This is a genomic window from Halomonas sp. DP4Y7-1, from assembly GCF_019800705.1.
Lineage (GTDB): Bacteria > Pseudomonadota > Gammaproteobacteria > Pseudomonadales > Halomonadaceae > Halomonas > Halomonas litopenaei_A.
Genome location: NZ_JAHVKS010000003.1, coordinates 347602 through 362265, shown reverse-complemented (window position 1 = coordinate 362265; position 14664 = coordinate 347602). Strand labels below are relative to the sequence as shown.

The following is a 14664-nucleotide window of genomic DNA, read 5'->3' as shown; positions in this document are numbered from 1 at the left end:
TGATTCACACACTTCCAAGCTTTGGTCTTAAATCAAAGCTAATACCCTGATTTTTTAAGCTTTTTCTCAACTGATGACGCAGAACGTCTCTTGTCTCTTTCTCAACGTTCTTGCGCCACCAGTCAATCTCTCCGCTCTTCCTGTCGTCTAGCTCTCTCGTCTTCTCAGTGAACTTCCCGTTCTCAAATCTTCTAGTAGTCAGCAAGATGTGCGCGTGTGGTTGGTCGCCATTTCTTCCCTTGTGTATAGCAAACTCAAACAAGCAACCGTGTTTGCGCTGTATCTGTTTACAAATACGCTTCGTGAGCTTCTTCTGATTCTCTTCAGATAAACGCTTATCAAGTGAAAACAAGAACTCTCGCTGTATAGTCGAATCTTTGCGCTTTTCAGCACGCTCAGCATCGTTCCACATCTGCTCAGGTCGTATATACTCATTAGAGCAAGAACTGAAAAGCACATCTTTCTTATTTGTGAAGTCATAGTTCTCATTCGTTCGCTCACAATACAGCACATCGCCAGTTCGATATGCTGACGCTTTCACTGCTGAATGACCTTTTTTTCTGCTGAACGTTTTGACTTCAAGTCTCGCAAATACTTTCATAATCATATCCTCATATTGTTATGTTTATACATCGTATACTCTTTATATATCCACATATAAGCCCCCGGCAGGGCCCTCGGAGAGCGCGGCGTTGGTACAACGCATAACCGCGCCTTAAGCGACACGCAGTCGTCTCTTTATATATTAACATATAGACATATCATATAGGGTGTTAGTTCCCGTGCGCGAACAATCGCGCGGGAACTTTTTTCATAAAAGAGCAACGCGATTTTATGAAAATAGCACATATATCAGCACTTCTACATATTCTATATAGGCAATTTAATTTGCTCTATTTATTTGACAAGACTAATATATTAATATTATAATATTATATATTGAAACAACAACAAGAGAGGGTTTTAATATGGATATAGAACACAACTGTTTAGCATATGAAGAAGATAGCGAATGTAAACTTTGTGGCGCAATTATAACTGACGAAGAAATATCAGAGTTCTTCTCATTTATTGACCCCGACGACGATTTCAATGAAGTGATTCAAAACGGCATAAACTAATAAAGGAGACGCCTATGATTATTGAAGTACAAGAAACGAAAACAATTTCAAAAAATGACCGCACTTTTGTAGTTGGTACATACTGGCTACACAATGGCAAAGATTTATATCCAACCAAGGCTGAAGGCATATTCGATAAAGAATATAAGCCCGGTAAGTACGAGTTAGACTTTGAAGCTTCTGTCTACGTAAACAGACAGGGCCGTCTTACTCTTGGCTCACTTAATCTCTCACAAGGAGAATAAAGGATGTCGCCCGAGGTTGCTAAAAGCGCAATGTTGCTTGGCTTCTTTGCTGTTGTTACCCCCTATTTTTTAGGTTACGGCATAGCTATCGGGCGCAAACTTATTAACGGCGTTGCCCGTTTTTAGTCCACACCACGGGGGTGTGGCAGGTTGTCAGAGCCGGTCTGTCGTTGCTTAAAATAAGGAAGGTGACTTATGGAAGAGAATACATCTGGAGCATCTGAACTAGGCGCAAAAGTAGTTGAGCACATCCAAGAAGTACAAGTGGTTGTTGCTGACGCGGGTCCTGCTGTACTTGCTGTTGTTGCTACTATTGCTGTAGTTTATATTGCTAAAAATATGATTAAAGGCAGTAAGTAAACACCGACAGGGCGGGCATTGCCCGCCCTTTTTTTTAACTTAATATAGGACATTAACAAATGGAACAAGAAACAGCACTTCAACTCTTAGAAACACTGGATGGCGTTATATACGCAGGCTTTTTCATTGTCGGAGCGCTTTCTGGTTCTGCTTTTATAAGAGGAATAACATCGTGATATGAAAACACTAACTATACTTATAACAACACTACTTCTCAGCTTTAACGCTCACGCTCAAGAATCTGACGATGCTGAAACTGAAATCACTCACGAACAGTGTCGCTCTCGCAACAGTGTTCCACTATTTATTGATTATTACACAGAAGAAGACTATCAAACAGATGAATATATACGCAAGCAAATAGACGAAAAAATCAAGCCCCCGGCATTCACGAGCACAGGGTGCTATTATAAACCCGTTTCAGCGTTCTGGCTTCAAGACGCATCAGGTAATTATGAAATGCAGTTCCGCGTTATGGGGAAGGCGTGCGGTGACGAACTCTGCGCAGAAGAAGACCCCGACGACGACTTAGGCGACAGCGACGAAGGCGATGACGACAACACAACTGACCCTGACCCCGGCGACGGTGAAGACCCGAACGACGGTTCTGACGGCGACCCGGACGGTAATGAAGATGGCACCGACGAAGACGGTGACAGCGAAGAACCTGCTGACCCTCGTTTCTCTTGCTCAAACATAACGTTTGAAAGCTATGACGACAGATTCACTAGATGCTATGAAACTCAAGTCAATGAAAATGGTGACAGAGAAATCATCGCTCTTGTTGACTATTCAGACGTTTTAAACTCGGGTGAAGGTTTCACAAAACTTCCAGTTCTTCGTCTCACACGTCCCCCTAATATGCCACGCAGTGAATACCCGCAGTCAAACAAAGGCTTAAAATACCACATTGGTTGTGATGAATACTTTGTTGGCCCTAATAAGTATGGTCAGTATTTTGAAGGCTATGTATATAAATATGTGATGGATGCCTATGGCTATTTCGCTAGATATAAACCTGATGGCTCTATGAGAGATACTGACACGTATGGCTCTGGTGCTAATGGTTTATATGCTTACTGTCAAGACTTTGACACTAGACATTTACCTTCTTCATTCGATGAAATTATCGATGATTACTATCAATATTACGACTCTATAAATGACGACACGACTGACCCCGATGAGCCTGATGACGGTTCTGACGACTGCTATATAGACGGTGAACCCTGTCAACCCGGTGGTGAAGTTGACACAAACCCTGATGAAGGCGACGGCACTGGTGATGGAGACGGCGACACTGACCCTACTGACCCTACTGACCCCGGTGAAGGCGATGGAGACGGCACTGGTGACGGCGATGGCACTGATGACGGCACTGACGATGACTTAAGTGGAAACCCTAACGACCCTACTGACCCTGACAACAATGGTGGTGTAGATGGTGAAGGCGACGGCGAAGGCGACGGCGAAGAACCTGAGTGTTTCGAAATGCTCGGACGCTCTATCTGTACTGAAACAGAAAACGAACTCGACAAAGATGGAATCCGTGGAGGTATTTCAGATGGTCTTGGAGAAGGATTTGAAAAACTAAAAGAAACAGACCTCGGGAAGTTTCTCTCTTCATTCAAGTTTCCACAAGTAGGCTCTGAATCTTGTCCTCAACCGCACCACCCCCTTTTAGAGTCTCTCGGGATTGACGCTAAGCCCGAGATACCTTGTTGGATATGGGGTTATATTAGAACACTTATTCTCATACTTGCTTGCTTAGCAGCATATAGAATAGTTTTTGACGATTAAAAGGAGTTTAAAAAATGTTATTTCCACTTATTATCATAGTTTTTCTACTTACCGCATCGGGCTTCTATTTTCTGATAGAGTTCTTTATTGGCTCATCTACTCTATACGATATATTTTATATCTTGACTCTGGAAGGGATGGACTTGATATTTTATCTACTTAATATGATACCCGCAGGTATTCTCGCAGATATCAACATCGAAGAAGTTCTCGCAAAACTTCCTCGCGAGATGTTACAGATTTTTAATCTTATCGGTTTAGTTGAAGCTTTTCAAATAATCGTCACAGCTTACACAGTTAGAAAAATTATTCAGATTGGACGTTTTATATTCTAATAAAAAAAAGGAGTTCTAAATGATTACAGCAATACTTGGAAAGCCGGGTTCTGGCAAAAGTTTTGAAGCAACAAAGCAACACGCACTCCCGTCACTCGTCAAAAAATCATCTGGAGAAGAGAAATTCTCTCGAAAGAATTTCTCTTCACTGCTTTCACTAATTAAAAAAAAGAAAGAAGAAAAGAAGAGAGACGAACGTCGCTATATTATTACTAACCTACCACTCAACGTTGACTATATTCAAAGTCAAGGTTATGACACACAATATCTCATCATTCTTCAAAATGGCGACGTTGAAAACAAACCATTTTCTCGACTCGAACACTTTTCGAAATATCAGGACTGGAAGGTGCCGGGCGGAACGCTTGGCCCCTTATATATTATTGACGAGTGTCACGAAGTCCTCCCCCGAGTCGGCCCCTCAGACAAGACTTATAGAGATATAGAGAACTGGTTCTCTATGCATAGGCATATGTCTTCAGACGTTGTTCTAATGACTCAGAATGCTTCTAAAGTCAACAAGAATGTAATGGACTTAGCAGAGCAAATAAAACAGCTTCGCAAGCTGCGAATGCTGGGTTTTTCGAACTCTTATCAAGTCTTATACAAAGAAGACCCCGCAAAGTCTACAGACGCAGACGCATCAGTTATCAGAAGATATGAGAAAAGCGTTTTCCCTTTCTATCAGTCATATACTCTGGGTGGTAATGGAGAGGGTCAAATGAAAGACGCAAAGAGTCCTTTCCTTCAAAAGAAAATGATATTGCTTTATATTATTGTAGGGTATGGTTTTGTTAATCTTCTCACTAGTGACTCTATGTCAAAGCTTTTCGGTTCTAACGAAGAAGGGCAAGAACCTATTCAACAGACTGAGCAGACTTCAGCACCTGAGCAGTCATCATCTATTGATGTTGAAGCTATGAAAGAAGCAGCAAGATTTGCTGCTCTTGAAAGACAACAAGAACAGCAACAAGCTTGTAGACACCCGCTCGAAAACTTTGACTTCAGTTTTTATTCATATAAGAACGGTGACTATTATTTCTTCGCATATCAAGATGGTTTGAGATACGACAGCTATTTCTCAGCTTCACAGCTAAGAACAATGGGTTATAAGCTCAGTAATATATATATGAAAGATGAGAAACCGAAGCAATACAGAAAGTATGTGACAGTTAACGGGCAGACTTACTATTCTACTGTTGTTGATAAGAACTTCAAAAACGCTTTGATATTTTCAGCACTTTTAGAATATAAAGATTGTGAATCTTTTTCTCGCTACATCACTACGAGTCCGCCTTTTGATTACTTACAGAATCAAAAAAGACCTCCCGCTAATGACGGGACCCGCGATGCGGGGGGCATAAGCGGGAGTCTTTTTGATAACTTTAATAATTCAAATAATGACAATTAAACTATTGACAAATAAAAATAATAATATATAATATTATTAAGGAGCTAAATGAAAAGGATTTCATTATGATTAAATACAAAGACTTAAGCAAAGAACAAAAAAAAGATTTGACTCAATATGTTAGCGATAATATTAACGATTTGACTCCTTCAAAACTTTCAGAAATGTTTGGTATTGAAGAGTCTGACTGTCGCTATCTCTTTAAGAAAGTTAAAAAGAAGTTGAAGAGTTCTTTCGACTTCTCGCGCTAGTTGTTTTGTGTTAGTTAGTTGACCATTGTTTGCCGGGGTTCCCTTTCCCCGGCTTTTTTTTGTCTTTTTAAAAATAATTTAACTATATAGAAACAGCGAAACTACAGTATTAACATACTCTAACATAAAAAGTATACACTTTGTATGTCTTTACAAATTGAAACTTTGTGATATATTGAAAGTCTATTGATTAACAAATCAGAAACATTCTCTCACATCAATGACTAAGCGCGTAGCGCGAATACTTTGAAAACAAAAAAGGAGGATTCTCAAATGGTATTCACAAGCATCAATGGCGAGACAGCATTTCACTTGAACACATTGACAGCATTAGCTGTCATTTTGTCTGGTTTTGCTCTTTTTCAAGCAGTTAATCTCTTAAAAAGGGCCGGAAAAGGGAAAAGGTTTTAAGCTTCTCTTGGTAGTAACACCGAATCCGCTTCCCCGTAGAAAAAAAGCAGTATTTTTAACAATTTCTAATTTAAAAGGTAAAGAAAATGAAAGAACAACTAACACAAACAGAGCAAGTAGTAGAAAGATACAGACTCCAAAACCTAGCCTCAAGAATCGCTTTCATAGAAGGCAAAAAAGAGGGTCTAACCTATCCCGCTAATTGGCACAAAGTCAGCAAGTGTCGCATCGTCAAGCACGCTGACAACGTGTCTGTTCTTCGCTCGAAAGAGCACGGCACCACTCACTATGGTGGCCTCATCGTATGCGCTCGCGCATGGGTTTGTCCTGTCTGTGCCCCTTTGATTCAAGCAAGACGCGCTGAGCGCGTCATCAAGACATTCCAGTGGTCTTACAACCCCGATTTACGCACTGAAGCGATTGCTCTTTCTGAGCAAGAGTATCAGCGTAGAGCTTATGAAGACCAGCTTTTTGACGAGGGGAAAATCACAAAGAAAAAAAGAAGACAGCATATGCCAACGCCTGACCTTTTACGTTCTGACCTAAAAGTCGTGATGCTCACGCTCACTACCCCTCACTCAAGAGATGATACCACCGTTTCTCTTTTTGAAGATTTCATTCTCGCAACTAGAGATTTGAAATCAGGCAGAAAGTGGCAAGATTTCAAAAAAGAAATTGGGTTCGTAGGGGAAATTATTGGCACAGAAATCACGTTTGGAAATAATGGCCCGCACGTACACAGGCATATTTTGATGACAGTCAAAAACAACAAAAACAACGACCAAACTGAATACCTTTTCCGCAATTTCTTTCTCAAAAATTGGGGGAATGCTCTTCACAAAATCGGTCTTCTCGACAAAGACAACGAGAAACAATATCGCGCATTTTGTAAATACGGTGTTGACGTGATTCCTTTTGCTACAGAATCTGACTATTTAACGAAACAAGGCAAAGAGTATGCGTGGGGCGCAGACGGCGAAATCGCAAAACAATCAAAGAAAAAAGGCACTTCTAGCTCTCGAACTCCTTTCGAAGTTTTAGCAGATAGCGCAGACAATATGCGCGATGTTTTTATCTTTATAGACTATATGAGGGGGACTAAAGGGCGCTCTCAGCTTAGCTGGTCGCCCGGCTTTAAAAACCTCATTGGATTTGAAGAATTAGAAGAAGAGAAGCAAGATGAAATCGACGCGAGCGAGTCTGATGACCCCGCTGATTTGCTAGTCAATCTTACTGACGAAGATTGGCAACTAATCATCGCACACAAGCAACGTGGAAACCTTCTCAAAGCTGCGCAGGAAGAAGGTCTCGATGGCATCATCGCTCTAATTTCTGACCTCAAAAAAATGGGAAAAACAGCAAAAGACCCGCAAAATATCCCGGTTCTTTTTGAAAAATACTTCAACGAATTGGTTGAGATGTGGAAAGCAAAACCTTTCACATTTGCCAACCCTAACTTAGCAAAAAACAGCAAAGCACAGCGCGATTTTGTTCTCGATTTTTACGCAAACATACTCGTTGAGCTACACGCGAAACGCTAAGCGTAGCAAGAAATATTGCGGAGCTTAAACTCATCAAGTAAGTCAAAATCACTGCTCCCTCTCAAAAAATACCCCTCATCTTCTTCTCCGCTTTTATCTCTAAAAGTCACTTTTTTGTTTCTCTTTTCGAACTCTACTTCAAAAACAACATCGTTGCTTTTTAGCGCTTCATTGATTCTTCTTCTTCCCGCTTCTGTATATAGTAAATTAGAGAATTCGAGAAAACTAGCAACGCCTATCTTCTCTTTTCTCCCTTGATTTATCGAGTCAATTTCTTTCTCTAATCTCTCAACTTCACTTTCAGAATCTTGAAGCTTTCTCATCAATATTTGTGGATAAACACCCTCTAGACTATCGAGGCTCTTTTCTATATTTTCGAGAATAGATTTCGCACGCGCAAGCTCTCTCTCTTTCTCTCTAAGTTTTGTTTTTTGCTCGCTGTCTTCTTTTTCTGTTACTAATTCAAGAAGCGTTTTCTCGCTCTCACTTAGTATTGACTCAAATGAATCGACTTCATATTCAACACTTTTCATCTCTTCATTGAGTCTATTTTGAAACTCAAAAACATTTCTAACTCTCTCAAGAAACAACGCAAGCACGTATTCATAGCGTATGAATTGCTCTCCACAAGCCTTTTTGTATTCTTTGCGTTTCACACAATTGAGGTAGCAAAACTTTTGCTTTCTTTGATTTTTGTTTATCATAAAAATCATTGTTCCCCCGCATTTTCCACACTTTATACAGTGCCGGAATATGTTGAGAAACCCTTTGGATTGGTTTCCGTATTCCTTACGAACTCCCCTCTTTTTCATCGCATTTTGCGCGTCTGAAAAGTCTTTCTCATCTACGATTTTCGGAAAATAATTTTCAATATATTTCTCAAAAACTTTCTTCCCTCCCTCTCTTCTTTGACTCATCAAAGCGCCGGTTGGGTACTTATTCAAAAACATCAAATGAATGTGACGATTTGTCCATTTTCGCTCTGACCACTCATTCACTTTTCTGATTGTCGCTGTTATCCCTTCGACTTTCAGATTCTCAAAAATAAAGCGAATCTCTTTCGCTCTCTCTTCGTGAATTACTACTTCACCATTTTCGTCTTTTTCTAGTCCATACGGCAGGGCTGTATGAAATGATTTTCCTTCTTCTGCTTCTCTCTTCGCTTTCAACCACGCAGATTTTCTGCGTTTCGATTTCGTCGCACTCTCTTCATTCGCACGCTTCGCAATGAGACCTATCATCAAATAGTTCTCTAAATCTTTTTCTTCGTCTTTAGTACGATAGAGTCTATCGTCAGAAGTCGTATATATATAGACTCCTTTCTCTAATATTTGATATAATGTCGTAGCTGTTTTAGATAGAATCTGTCTGCTGATTCTGTCAATAGATTCGATGACGATATAGTCACCTTCACTGATTTCTCCGCTTTCGATTTTTTCTAAAATCTGACTGAACTTTCCTCTCTTGATGTTGTCGCCCCTGAACGATGAAACCCCTTCATCACTAATGATTTCGCTTATTTTTACGTTGAAACGCTCTTCAAACGCTTCCAGCGGGGCTTTTTGTCTCTCTACGCTGTCCCCGTCAGCTTGAATAGCTGACGAGTAACGTATATACGCGATGGCTTTCGGCATCTCACAATCTCTCGCTGATTTTGTGTGAGAATAACACAACCGTTCTCCAGTGGCTCCCTGAGCACTTCCAGCACCTGCCGGCTGAACTCAGGCAATTCATCGAGAAACAGCACGCCGCAGTGGGCCAGGGAAATCTCGCCGGGACGCGGCCTCGACCCGCCTCCCACCAGGGACACCGCGCTGGCAGTGTGGTGGGGAGAGCGAAAGGGACGACAGCCAAAGCCTTCTGACAATGGCAGCGCACAGACGGAGCGAATGGCCGCCACTTCCAGGGCCTCATGATCTTCAAGGGGAGGCAGGATGCCGGGCAGGCGACTGGCCAGCAATGTCTTGCCGGTACCTGGCGGACCGGCGAACAGCAGGTTGTGACCGCCAGCCGCCGCTACCTCCAGGGCGCGACGCGCTTGATACTGTCCGCGCACATCACAGAGATCCAAGGCTGCCTCGACCGGCATCGACGATGCTGCCGCAGTACACGTCTGTAGCGGCACCCGTCCACTCAAGTGGGCGATGACATCCAACAGATGGTCGGCGGGAAGCACCTCAAGGCCGCTGACCAGCGCAGCCTCCTGGGCATTGGCGGCAGGCAGGATCAATCGCCGCCCAGCCCGAAGGGTGGCCATGGCAAAGGGAAGCATGCCGGCGACAGGACGAAGCCGCCCATCCAGCGCCAGCTCTCCGGCACACTCGATGCCGTCCAGCGCCGCCGCAGGCAACTGCCCCGATGCCACCAGCAGTCCCAGCGCAATAGGCAGGTCGAAGCGTCCCCCTTCCTTGGGCAGATCGGCAGGGGCAAGATTCAGGGTGATACGACGCAAGGGGTAGTCGAGACCACAGGTCGCAAAGGCACTGCGCACCCGCTCGCGACTCTCTCTGACGGCGGTTTCCGGCAGTCCCACCAAGGTCATTCCGGGTAAGCCGTTGGCCAGGTGCGCCTCGACCTGAACTTCTGGAGCATCCAGCCCCACCCCGGCACGGGTCGTGATGATGGCAAGCGTCATGGGCTCCCTGCCTGACGGCTGACGTTATGGCTGTCAGTAGACCACGATCATCGACCCCTCGCCGCCTGCACACGCCAGAAACAGCCGGGCCGGCATATCCCTATGCCGGCCCGCTACATTAGCCAAGTGCTCTGGTAGAGATCACGCCGATGGCGTTTCACCGCCCTTGGCCGCACCGTCCTGTCCTTGGGTCGCAGGGGGTACGGGGATTTCGGCAGCCTCCTCGCTGACCGCGGGCGTTGCATCGGCACCTGTCTGACCCGCCGCTGCGCGCTCATCGACCAGGCTCTCCAGGGCTGCGACCTGTTTCTCGAGGGCCTCGACGCGTGAGCGGGTACGCTGCAGTACATCCATCAGGATGTCGAAATCTTCACGCGAGACCAGCTCCAGGCGGTCGAAGGCGCCACGCACTACCTGTTGCACGCCCTTCTGGATGTCTTCCGGGGCCTGAGAAGCGCCCTGCAGACGCTCTCCAATCTGCTGGGCTAAACGGCTGATGCGATCCTGACTGATCATGGGGCTCTCCTTGTGCATCAAAACGGCGACTCTATTGCCGACAGCATACGCAAGCCTGACGCCCAACGCATGTCTCTTGGCTGCCTACGTTGGCTACAACGCTGGCGGGCCAGGTGGGCTAACGACGACGGTCCTTCCCGCCGTCATGACGGAACGTCGCGCGCTCACTGATGGCGCACGCGCCTCAGCGCCAAGCACCAAAGTAGTGCATCGTCATTGATGCAGTGCCGCAATTTACCCCCGCTATGCAGCCTCCCGCATATCCAACACGCCCTCAATTAACTCCAAGTTCATGTAATAAAAGATATTAGGAATAAAGTGGCACATTTCCCGCTATGACAACGTATCCATGCACCGAGCGGAAACAAGCCGCCACCCATGCACGTAGGGAGCCATGCCATGAAACTGATCACCGCCATCATCAAGCCTTTCAAGCTGGACGACGTTCGTGAAGCGCTGGCCGACAACGGCGTCCAGGGCATCACCGTGACAGAGGTCAAGGGATTTGGCCGTCAGAAGGGCCACACAGAGCTCTACCGCGGCGCGGAATATGTCGTGGACTTTCTGCCCAAGGTCAAGGTCGAGGTGGCCGTCGACGAAGCTCGCCTGGACAGCGTGCTGGAAGCGATCTGCAACGCGGCCAACAGCGGCAAGATCGGTGACGGCAAGGTTTTCGTCACGCCGCTGGAAGATGTCATCCGCATTCGCACCGGCGAACGCGGTTCGGACGCGGTCTGATGTCCGCCCCTGCCCTGACTCCCGATAATAAATAGCGAGACACTCTCATGGTTGATATCAGTGAACTCAGCTACGCGCTGGACACCTTCTACTTCCTCATCTGCGGCGCCCTGGTCATGTGGATGGCAGCCGGTTTCGCCATGCTCGAGGCCGGGCTGGTCCGGGCCAAGAATACCGCCGAAATTCTGACCAAGAATATCGTGCTGTTCGCCGTGGCCTGCACCATGTATCTGCTGGTGGGTTACTACCTGATGTATTCGTCCGACGGTGGCGGCATCATTCCCAATCTGGGCTTTCTGATCGGCACTGAGAACAGCGTCGATGCCGTGCTGGCCGGTGGCGAAGATGCCCCCTACTACTCTGCTCGCGCTGACTTCTTCTTCCAGGTCGTGTTCGTGGCCACCGCCATGTCCATCGTCTCCGGTGCCGTTGCCGAGCGCATGAAGCTGTGGGCCTTCCTGGCCTTCGCTGTGGTCATGACGGCCTTCATCTATCCAGTGTCTGGCTACTGGACCTGGGGCGGCGGCTGGTTGTCTGAAGCAGGCTTCTCCGATTATGCAGGCTCCGGCATTGTTCACATGGCGGGTGCCGCTGCCGCCCTGGCGGGTGTGCTGGTCCTCGGCCCGCGTAAGGGCAAGTACGGCAAGAACGGCGCGATCTACGCGATTCCTGGCGCCAACATGCCGCTGGCCACACTGGGTACCTTCGTCCTCTGGCTGGGCTGGTTCGGCTTCAACGGCGGCTCCGAGCTCAAGGTTTCCGACATCGCTTCTGCCAACAACATGGCCCAGGTACTGGTCAACACCAATGCGGCTGCCGCGGGTGGCGTCATTGCAGCACTGATCCTGGCCAAGATCTGGTTCCGCAAGGCAGACCTCACCATGGCATTGAACGGTGCCATCGCCGGCCTGGTCTCCATCACTGCCGACCCGCTGTCCTCCAGCGCCCTGGGCGCCACCCTGATCGGCGCAGTAGGCGGCATCCTGGTGGTGGTCGCTATCGTGGTGCTCGACAAGCTGCGTCTTGATGATCCGGTCGGTGCCATCTCTGCCCACGGTGTTGCAGGTATCTGGGGCGTCCTGGCGGTACCGCTGAACAACGCCGACGCCACTTTCGGTGCCCAGCTGCTCGGTATTGCCGGCATCTTCGCCTGGGTCTTCACCGCCAGCCTGGTCGTCTGGCTGATCATCAAGGCGATCATGGGTGTCCGTGTCAGCGAAGAAGAAGAATACGAAGGCGTCGACCTTGCCGAATGCGGCCTCGAAGCCTACCCCGAGTTTAACGTCGCCAAGAAGTAAGCCTGAGCTTACCCGCGACTCCAGTGAGCTGGCGTGCTCCACCTGGCCCCTTCGGGGGCCTTTTTTATTGCTGGTTGCCAGGGGTATGCTTTGTCACACTAGTCAGGTCAGGCGCAACGGCGCGCCGCCCACGGGTTAGCGACGGACATGCCGCACGCCGCCCCTACACGGACAGGATGAGGAAACCGCCATGAAACTGGTGACCGCGATTATCAAGCCTTTCAAGCTCGACGACGTGCGCGAGTCGCTCTCCGAGATCGGCGTTCAGGGCATTACTGTGACAGAGGTCAAAGGCTTTGGACGACAGAAGGGCCACACCGAACTGTATCGAGGCGCGGAGTATGTGGTGGATTTTCTGCCCAAGGTGAAGCTCGAAGTCGCGGTGGATGACAGCATGACGGAACAGGTCATCGAAGCCATCGTGCAGGTCGCCAACACCGGCAAGATTGGCGATGGCAAGATCTTCGTTACCCCCCTCGAGCAGGTCATCCGCATTCGCACCGGAGAAACCGACAAGGACGCGGTCTGACCGGCGATGGCAGCTTTCTTTACGCCACTCCCCTGGAGCCGGTCATCCGTATTCGTACGGGCGAGACCGACAAGGACGCCGTCTAAGCGAACCTTGAAGGGTGGCGGGTGGTCGCCAAAGGGCGATGGCAGCTTTCTTTACGCCACTCCCCTGGAGCAGATCATCCGTATTCGTACGGGCGAGACCGACAAGGACGCGGTCTAAGCGAACCTTGAAGGGTGCGGGTGGTCGCCAAAGGGCGATGGCAGCTTTCTTTACGCCACTCCCCCTGGAGCAGGTCATCCGCATTCGTACAGGCGAGACCGACAAGGACGCGGTCTGACTAGACCGGCACGGACGCCGTCATTGCGACGGCTTCCTGGGGGCTCCTTCCCGATACCGCTCGCTGCCGCTTACCCCCGGCGTCGCAACGGCTCCAGCAGGTCGCTCAGGCCGTTGTGGTCGATCTCGTGCATCAACGCCAGCAGACGTCCAATCTCTCCGGGGGGAAACCCGACCCGAGCAAACCACGCCAGGTAGGGCCCGGGCAGATCGGCGATCAAGGTGCCCTGATGCTTGCCGAAAGGCATCGGCAAGGTAACCAGGCGTTCCAAGTCCTGAGGATTCATCGCTGCTCCTGAGCGGGTGGGTAAGGGGAAGACGCACAGGGTAACGGCCTGCAGGCGGCGTCGCCATCGATTCGCTCCCCATTGAAAGTCTTCCCCATCGACGCCATGGTCATTCCCAGGTATCGACAAGGAGGACGACATGACCACACTCGTGATAGGTGCCAACGGCCAGATCGGCCGCCAGCTCTGCGCCATCGCTCACCGTCAGGGACATCCGATTCGCGCCATGGTCCGCCGCGCCGAGCAGCGCGACTGGTTCGAGCAACAGGGGATCGAGACGGTCGTCGCCGACCTGGAGGACGACTTCGCCGCCGCCTTCGATGGTTGCGATCAGGTGCTGTTCACCGCCGGCTCCGGTCCGAACACCGGGCCCGACAAGACACTGTTGATCGACCTCTACGCCGCTACACGGGTGGCGGACGAGGCCAGCCGCCTGGGGCTGGACCGCATGCTGATGGTCAGCGCCATGCGAGCCGAGCAGCCGCTGCAAGCGCCGGAGAAGCTCAGGCCCTACATGGCCGCCAAGTTCGCCGCCGATGCTTATCTGCGCAGCAGCAAGGTGGACCATGTCATCGTCAAGCCAGGCCGGCTCACCGACGACGACGCCACCGGCCGGGTGGCCACGTCACTGGACGAGACCGGGGGCAACAACCAGATATCCCGAGCCAACGTGGCCCACGCCCTGGTCCATCTATTGGGGCAGAGAAAGATTCGTAACCACGAGACGGTGCTGCTGGACGGCGAACGCGAGATCGCCGAGGCGCTCGGCGAGTGACCACTGCCACACCGGCCAGTCCAGGCAATTCAATCCGCCAGCTCCAACGACGACGCCGATGGCAAGTGGCCATCGGCGTCGTCGTTTACG

15 protein-coding genes and 1 pseudogene are annotated in these 14664 nt (G+C 48.7%); 11 read left to right on the top strand and 5 right to left on the bottom strand.

Translation table 11 applies throughout. The features are described from left to right. Nucleotides 1-4: 4 nt before the first annotated feature. Entirely contained in the window at nucleotides 5-601 is a 597-nt protein-coding gene (locus tag KUV72_RS19830) for a MobA/MobL family protein (RefSeq protein ID WP_261317395.1), read from the bottom strand. A gap of 534 nt (nucleotides 602-1135) precedes the next feature. Here KUV72_RS19830 and KUV72_RS08075 point away from each other — a divergent pair. The 7 genes from KUV72_RS08075 to KUV72_RS08050 all read left to right on the top strand — a co-directional run bounded on the left by KUV72_RS08075 (nucleotide 1136) and on the right by KUV72_RS08050 (nucleotide 7475). Continuing rightward, a complete protein-coding gene (locus tag KUV72_RS08075) occupies nucleotides 1136-1366 on the top strand; it encodes a hypothetical protein (RefSeq protein WP_222237972.1) in 231 nt (76 codons plus the stop codon). 3 nt (nucleotides 1367-1369) lie between these two features. After that, the gene (locus KUV72_RS19825) at nucleotides 1370-1492 is read left to right on the top strand and encodes a hypothetical protein (RefSeq protein WP_261317394.1); all 123 of its coding nucleotides are present in this window, start codon (nucleotides 1370-1372) and stop codon (nucleotides 1490-1492) included. Nucleotides 1493-1561: 69 nt separating this feature from the next. Further along, nucleotides 1562-1726: a hypothetical protein gene (locus KUV72_RS08070; RefSeq protein ID WP_222237971.1), complete on the top strand. Its 165-nt coding sequence runs from the start codon at nucleotides 1562-1564 to the stop codon at nucleotides 1724-1726. 177 nt (nucleotides 1727-1903) lie between these two features. Next, nucleotides 1904-3526, top strand: coding sequence for a hypothetical protein (locus KUV72_RS08065; RefSeq protein ID WP_222237970.1), 1623 nt, complete (start codon nucleotides 1904-1906; stop codon nucleotides 3524-3526). A 354-nt stretch (nucleotides 3527-3880) separates the two neighbouring features. After that, nucleotides 3881-5272, top strand: coding sequence for a zonular occludens toxin domain-containing protein (locus tag KUV72_RS08060; protein ID WP_222237969.1), 1392 nt, complete (start codon nucleotides 3881-3883; stop codon nucleotides 5270-5272). Between the two features lie 65 nt (nucleotides 5273-5337). Continuing rightward, nucleotides 5338-5523 carry a hypothetical protein gene (locus KUV72_RS08055; RefSeq protein WP_222237968.1) on the top strand — a complete coding sequence of 62 codons (186 nt, stop codon included), beginning with the start codon at nucleotides 5338-5340 and terminating at the stop codon, nucleotides 5521-5523. Nucleotides 5524-6020: 497 nt separating this feature from the next. Then, the gene (locus tag KUV72_RS08050; protein ID WP_222237967.1) at nucleotides 6021-7475 is read left to right on the top strand and encodes a hypothetical protein; all 1455 of its coding nucleotides are present in this window, start codon (nucleotides 6021-6023) and stop codon (nucleotides 7473-7475) included. On the opposite strand, the gene KUV72_RS08045 is transcribed toward KUV72_RS08050, so the two are convergent. The 3 genes and pseudogenes from KUV72_RS08045 to KUV72_RS19820 all read right to left on the bottom strand — a co-directional run bounded on the left by KUV72_RS08045 (nucleotide 7472) and on the right by KUV72_RS19820 (nucleotide 10626). Further along, nucleotides 7472-9109, bottom strand: coding sequence for a recombinase family protein (locus tag KUV72_RS08045; RefSeq protein ID WP_222237966.1), 1638 nt, complete (start codon nucleotides 9107-9109; stop codon nucleotides 7472-7474). The genes KUV72_RS08050 and KUV72_RS08045 overlap by 4 nt on opposite strands. An 8-nt stretch (nucleotides 9110-9117) precedes the next feature. Then, a pseudogene (locus KUV72_RS08040) lies at nucleotides 9118-10110 on the bottom strand (YifB family Mg chelatase-like AAA ATPase); the annotation flags it as partial. Between the two features lie 141 nt (nucleotides 10111-10251). Then, complete coding sequence (locus KUV72_RS19820; protein WP_224851911.1) at nucleotides 10252-10626, bottom strand: accessory factor UbiK family protein; 375 nt, start codon at nucleotides 10624-10626, stop codon at nucleotides 10252-10254. A gap of 399 nt (nucleotides 10627-11025) precedes the next feature. Here KUV72_RS19820 and KUV72_RS08030 point away from each other — a divergent pair, with 399 nt between their 5' ends. From KUV72_RS08030 to glnK, 3 genes are all read left to right on the top strand, one after another. Then, nucleotides 11026-11364 (top strand): P-II family nitrogen regulator, encoded by a 339-nt coding sequence (locus KUV72_RS08030; RefSeq protein ID WP_206942240.1) that lies wholly within the window; start codon nucleotides 11026-11028, stop codon nucleotides 11362-11364. 47 nt (nucleotides 11365-11411) lie between these two features. Next, a complete protein-coding gene (locus KUV72_RS08025; RefSeq protein ID WP_222237964.1) occupies nucleotides 11412-12662 on the top strand; it encodes an ammonium transporter in 1251 nt (416 codons plus the stop codon). A 190-nt stretch (nucleotides 12663-12852) separates the two neighbouring features. Continuing rightward, nucleotides 12853-13191 (top strand): P-II family nitrogen regulator, encoded by a 339-nt coding sequence (gene glnK / locus KUV72_RS08020; RefSeq protein ID WP_206942236.1) that lies wholly within the window; start codon nucleotides 12853-12855, stop codon nucleotides 13189-13191. Between the two features lie 392 nt (nucleotides 13192-13583). On the opposite strand, the gene KUV72_RS08015 is transcribed toward glnK, so the two are convergent. Beyond that, nucleotides 13584-13799 (bottom strand): DUF3820 family protein, encoded by a 216-nt coding sequence (locus KUV72_RS08015; protein WP_045993906.1) that lies wholly within the window; start codon nucleotides 13797-13799, stop codon nucleotides 13584-13586. 139 nt (nucleotides 13800-13938) lie between these two features. Here KUV72_RS08015 and KUV72_RS08010 point away from each other — a divergent pair, with 139 nt between their 5' ends. After that, on the top strand, nucleotides 13939-14574 hold the full coding sequence (locus tag KUV72_RS08010; protein WP_222237963.1) for an SDR family oxidoreductase: 636 nt from the start codon (nucleotides 13939-13941) through the stop codon (nucleotides 14572-14574). Nucleotides 14575-14664: the final 90 nt, after the last annotated feature.

Bases quoted from the DNA above. Each gene is read 5' to 3' on its own strand.
- KUV72_RS19830 (WP_261317395.1), bottom strand. From the start codon at position 601: ATGAAAGTATTTGCGAGACTTGAAGTCAAAACGTTCAGCAGAAAAAAA.
- KUV72_RS08075 (WP_222237972.1), top strand. From the start codon at position 1,136: ATGATTATTGAAGTACAAGAAACGAAAACAATTTCAAAAAATGACCGC.
- KUV72_RS19825 (WP_261317394.1), top strand. From the start codon at position 1,370: ATGTCGCCCGAGGTTGCTAAAAGCGCAATGTTGCTTGGCTTCTTTGCT.
- KUV72_RS08070 (WP_222237971.1), top strand. From the start codon at position 1,562: ATGGAAGAGAATACATCTGGAGCATCTGAACTAGGCGCAAAAGTAGTT.
- KUV72_RS08065 (WP_222237970.1), top strand. From the start codon at position 1,904: ATGAAAACACTAACTATACTTATAACAACACTACTTCTCAGCTTTAAC.
- KUV72_RS08060 (WP_222237969.1), top strand. From the start codon at position 3,881: ATGATTACAGCAATACTTGGAAAGCCGGGTTCTGGCAAAAGTTTTGAA.
- KUV72_RS08055 (WP_222237968.1), top strand. From the start codon at position 5,338: ATGATTAAATACAAAGACTTAAGCAAAGAACAAAAAAAAGATTTGACT.
- KUV72_RS08050 (WP_222237967.1), top strand. From the start codon at position 6,021: ATGAAAGAACAACTAACACAAACAGAGCAAGTAGTAGAAAGATACAGA.
- KUV72_RS08045 (WP_222237966.1), bottom strand. From the start codon at position 9,109: ATGCCGAAAGCCATCGCGTATATACGTTACTCGTCAGCTATTCAAGCT.
- KUV72_RS19820 (WP_224851911.1), bottom strand. From the start codon at position 10,626: ATGATCAGTCAGGATCGCATCAGCCGTTTAGCCCAGCAGATTGGAGAG.
- KUV72_RS08030 (WP_206942240.1), top strand. From the start codon at position 11,026: ATGAAACTGATCACCGCCATCATCAAGCCTTTCAAGCTGGACGACGTT.
- KUV72_RS08025 (WP_222237964.1), top strand. From the start codon at position 11,412: ATGGTTGATATCAGTGAACTCAGCTACGCGCTGGACACCTTCTACTTC.
- glnK (WP_206942236.1), top strand. From the start codon at position 12,853: ATGAAACTGGTGACCGCGATTATCAAGCCTTTCAAGCTCGACGACGTG.
- KUV72_RS08015 (WP_045993906.1), bottom strand. From the start codon at position 13,799: ATGAATCCTCAGGACTTGGAACGCCTGGTTACCTTGCCGATGCCTTTC.
- KUV72_RS08010 (WP_222237963.1), top strand. From the start codon at position 13,939: ATGACCACACTCGTGATAGGTGCCAACGGCCAGATCGGCCGCCAGCTC.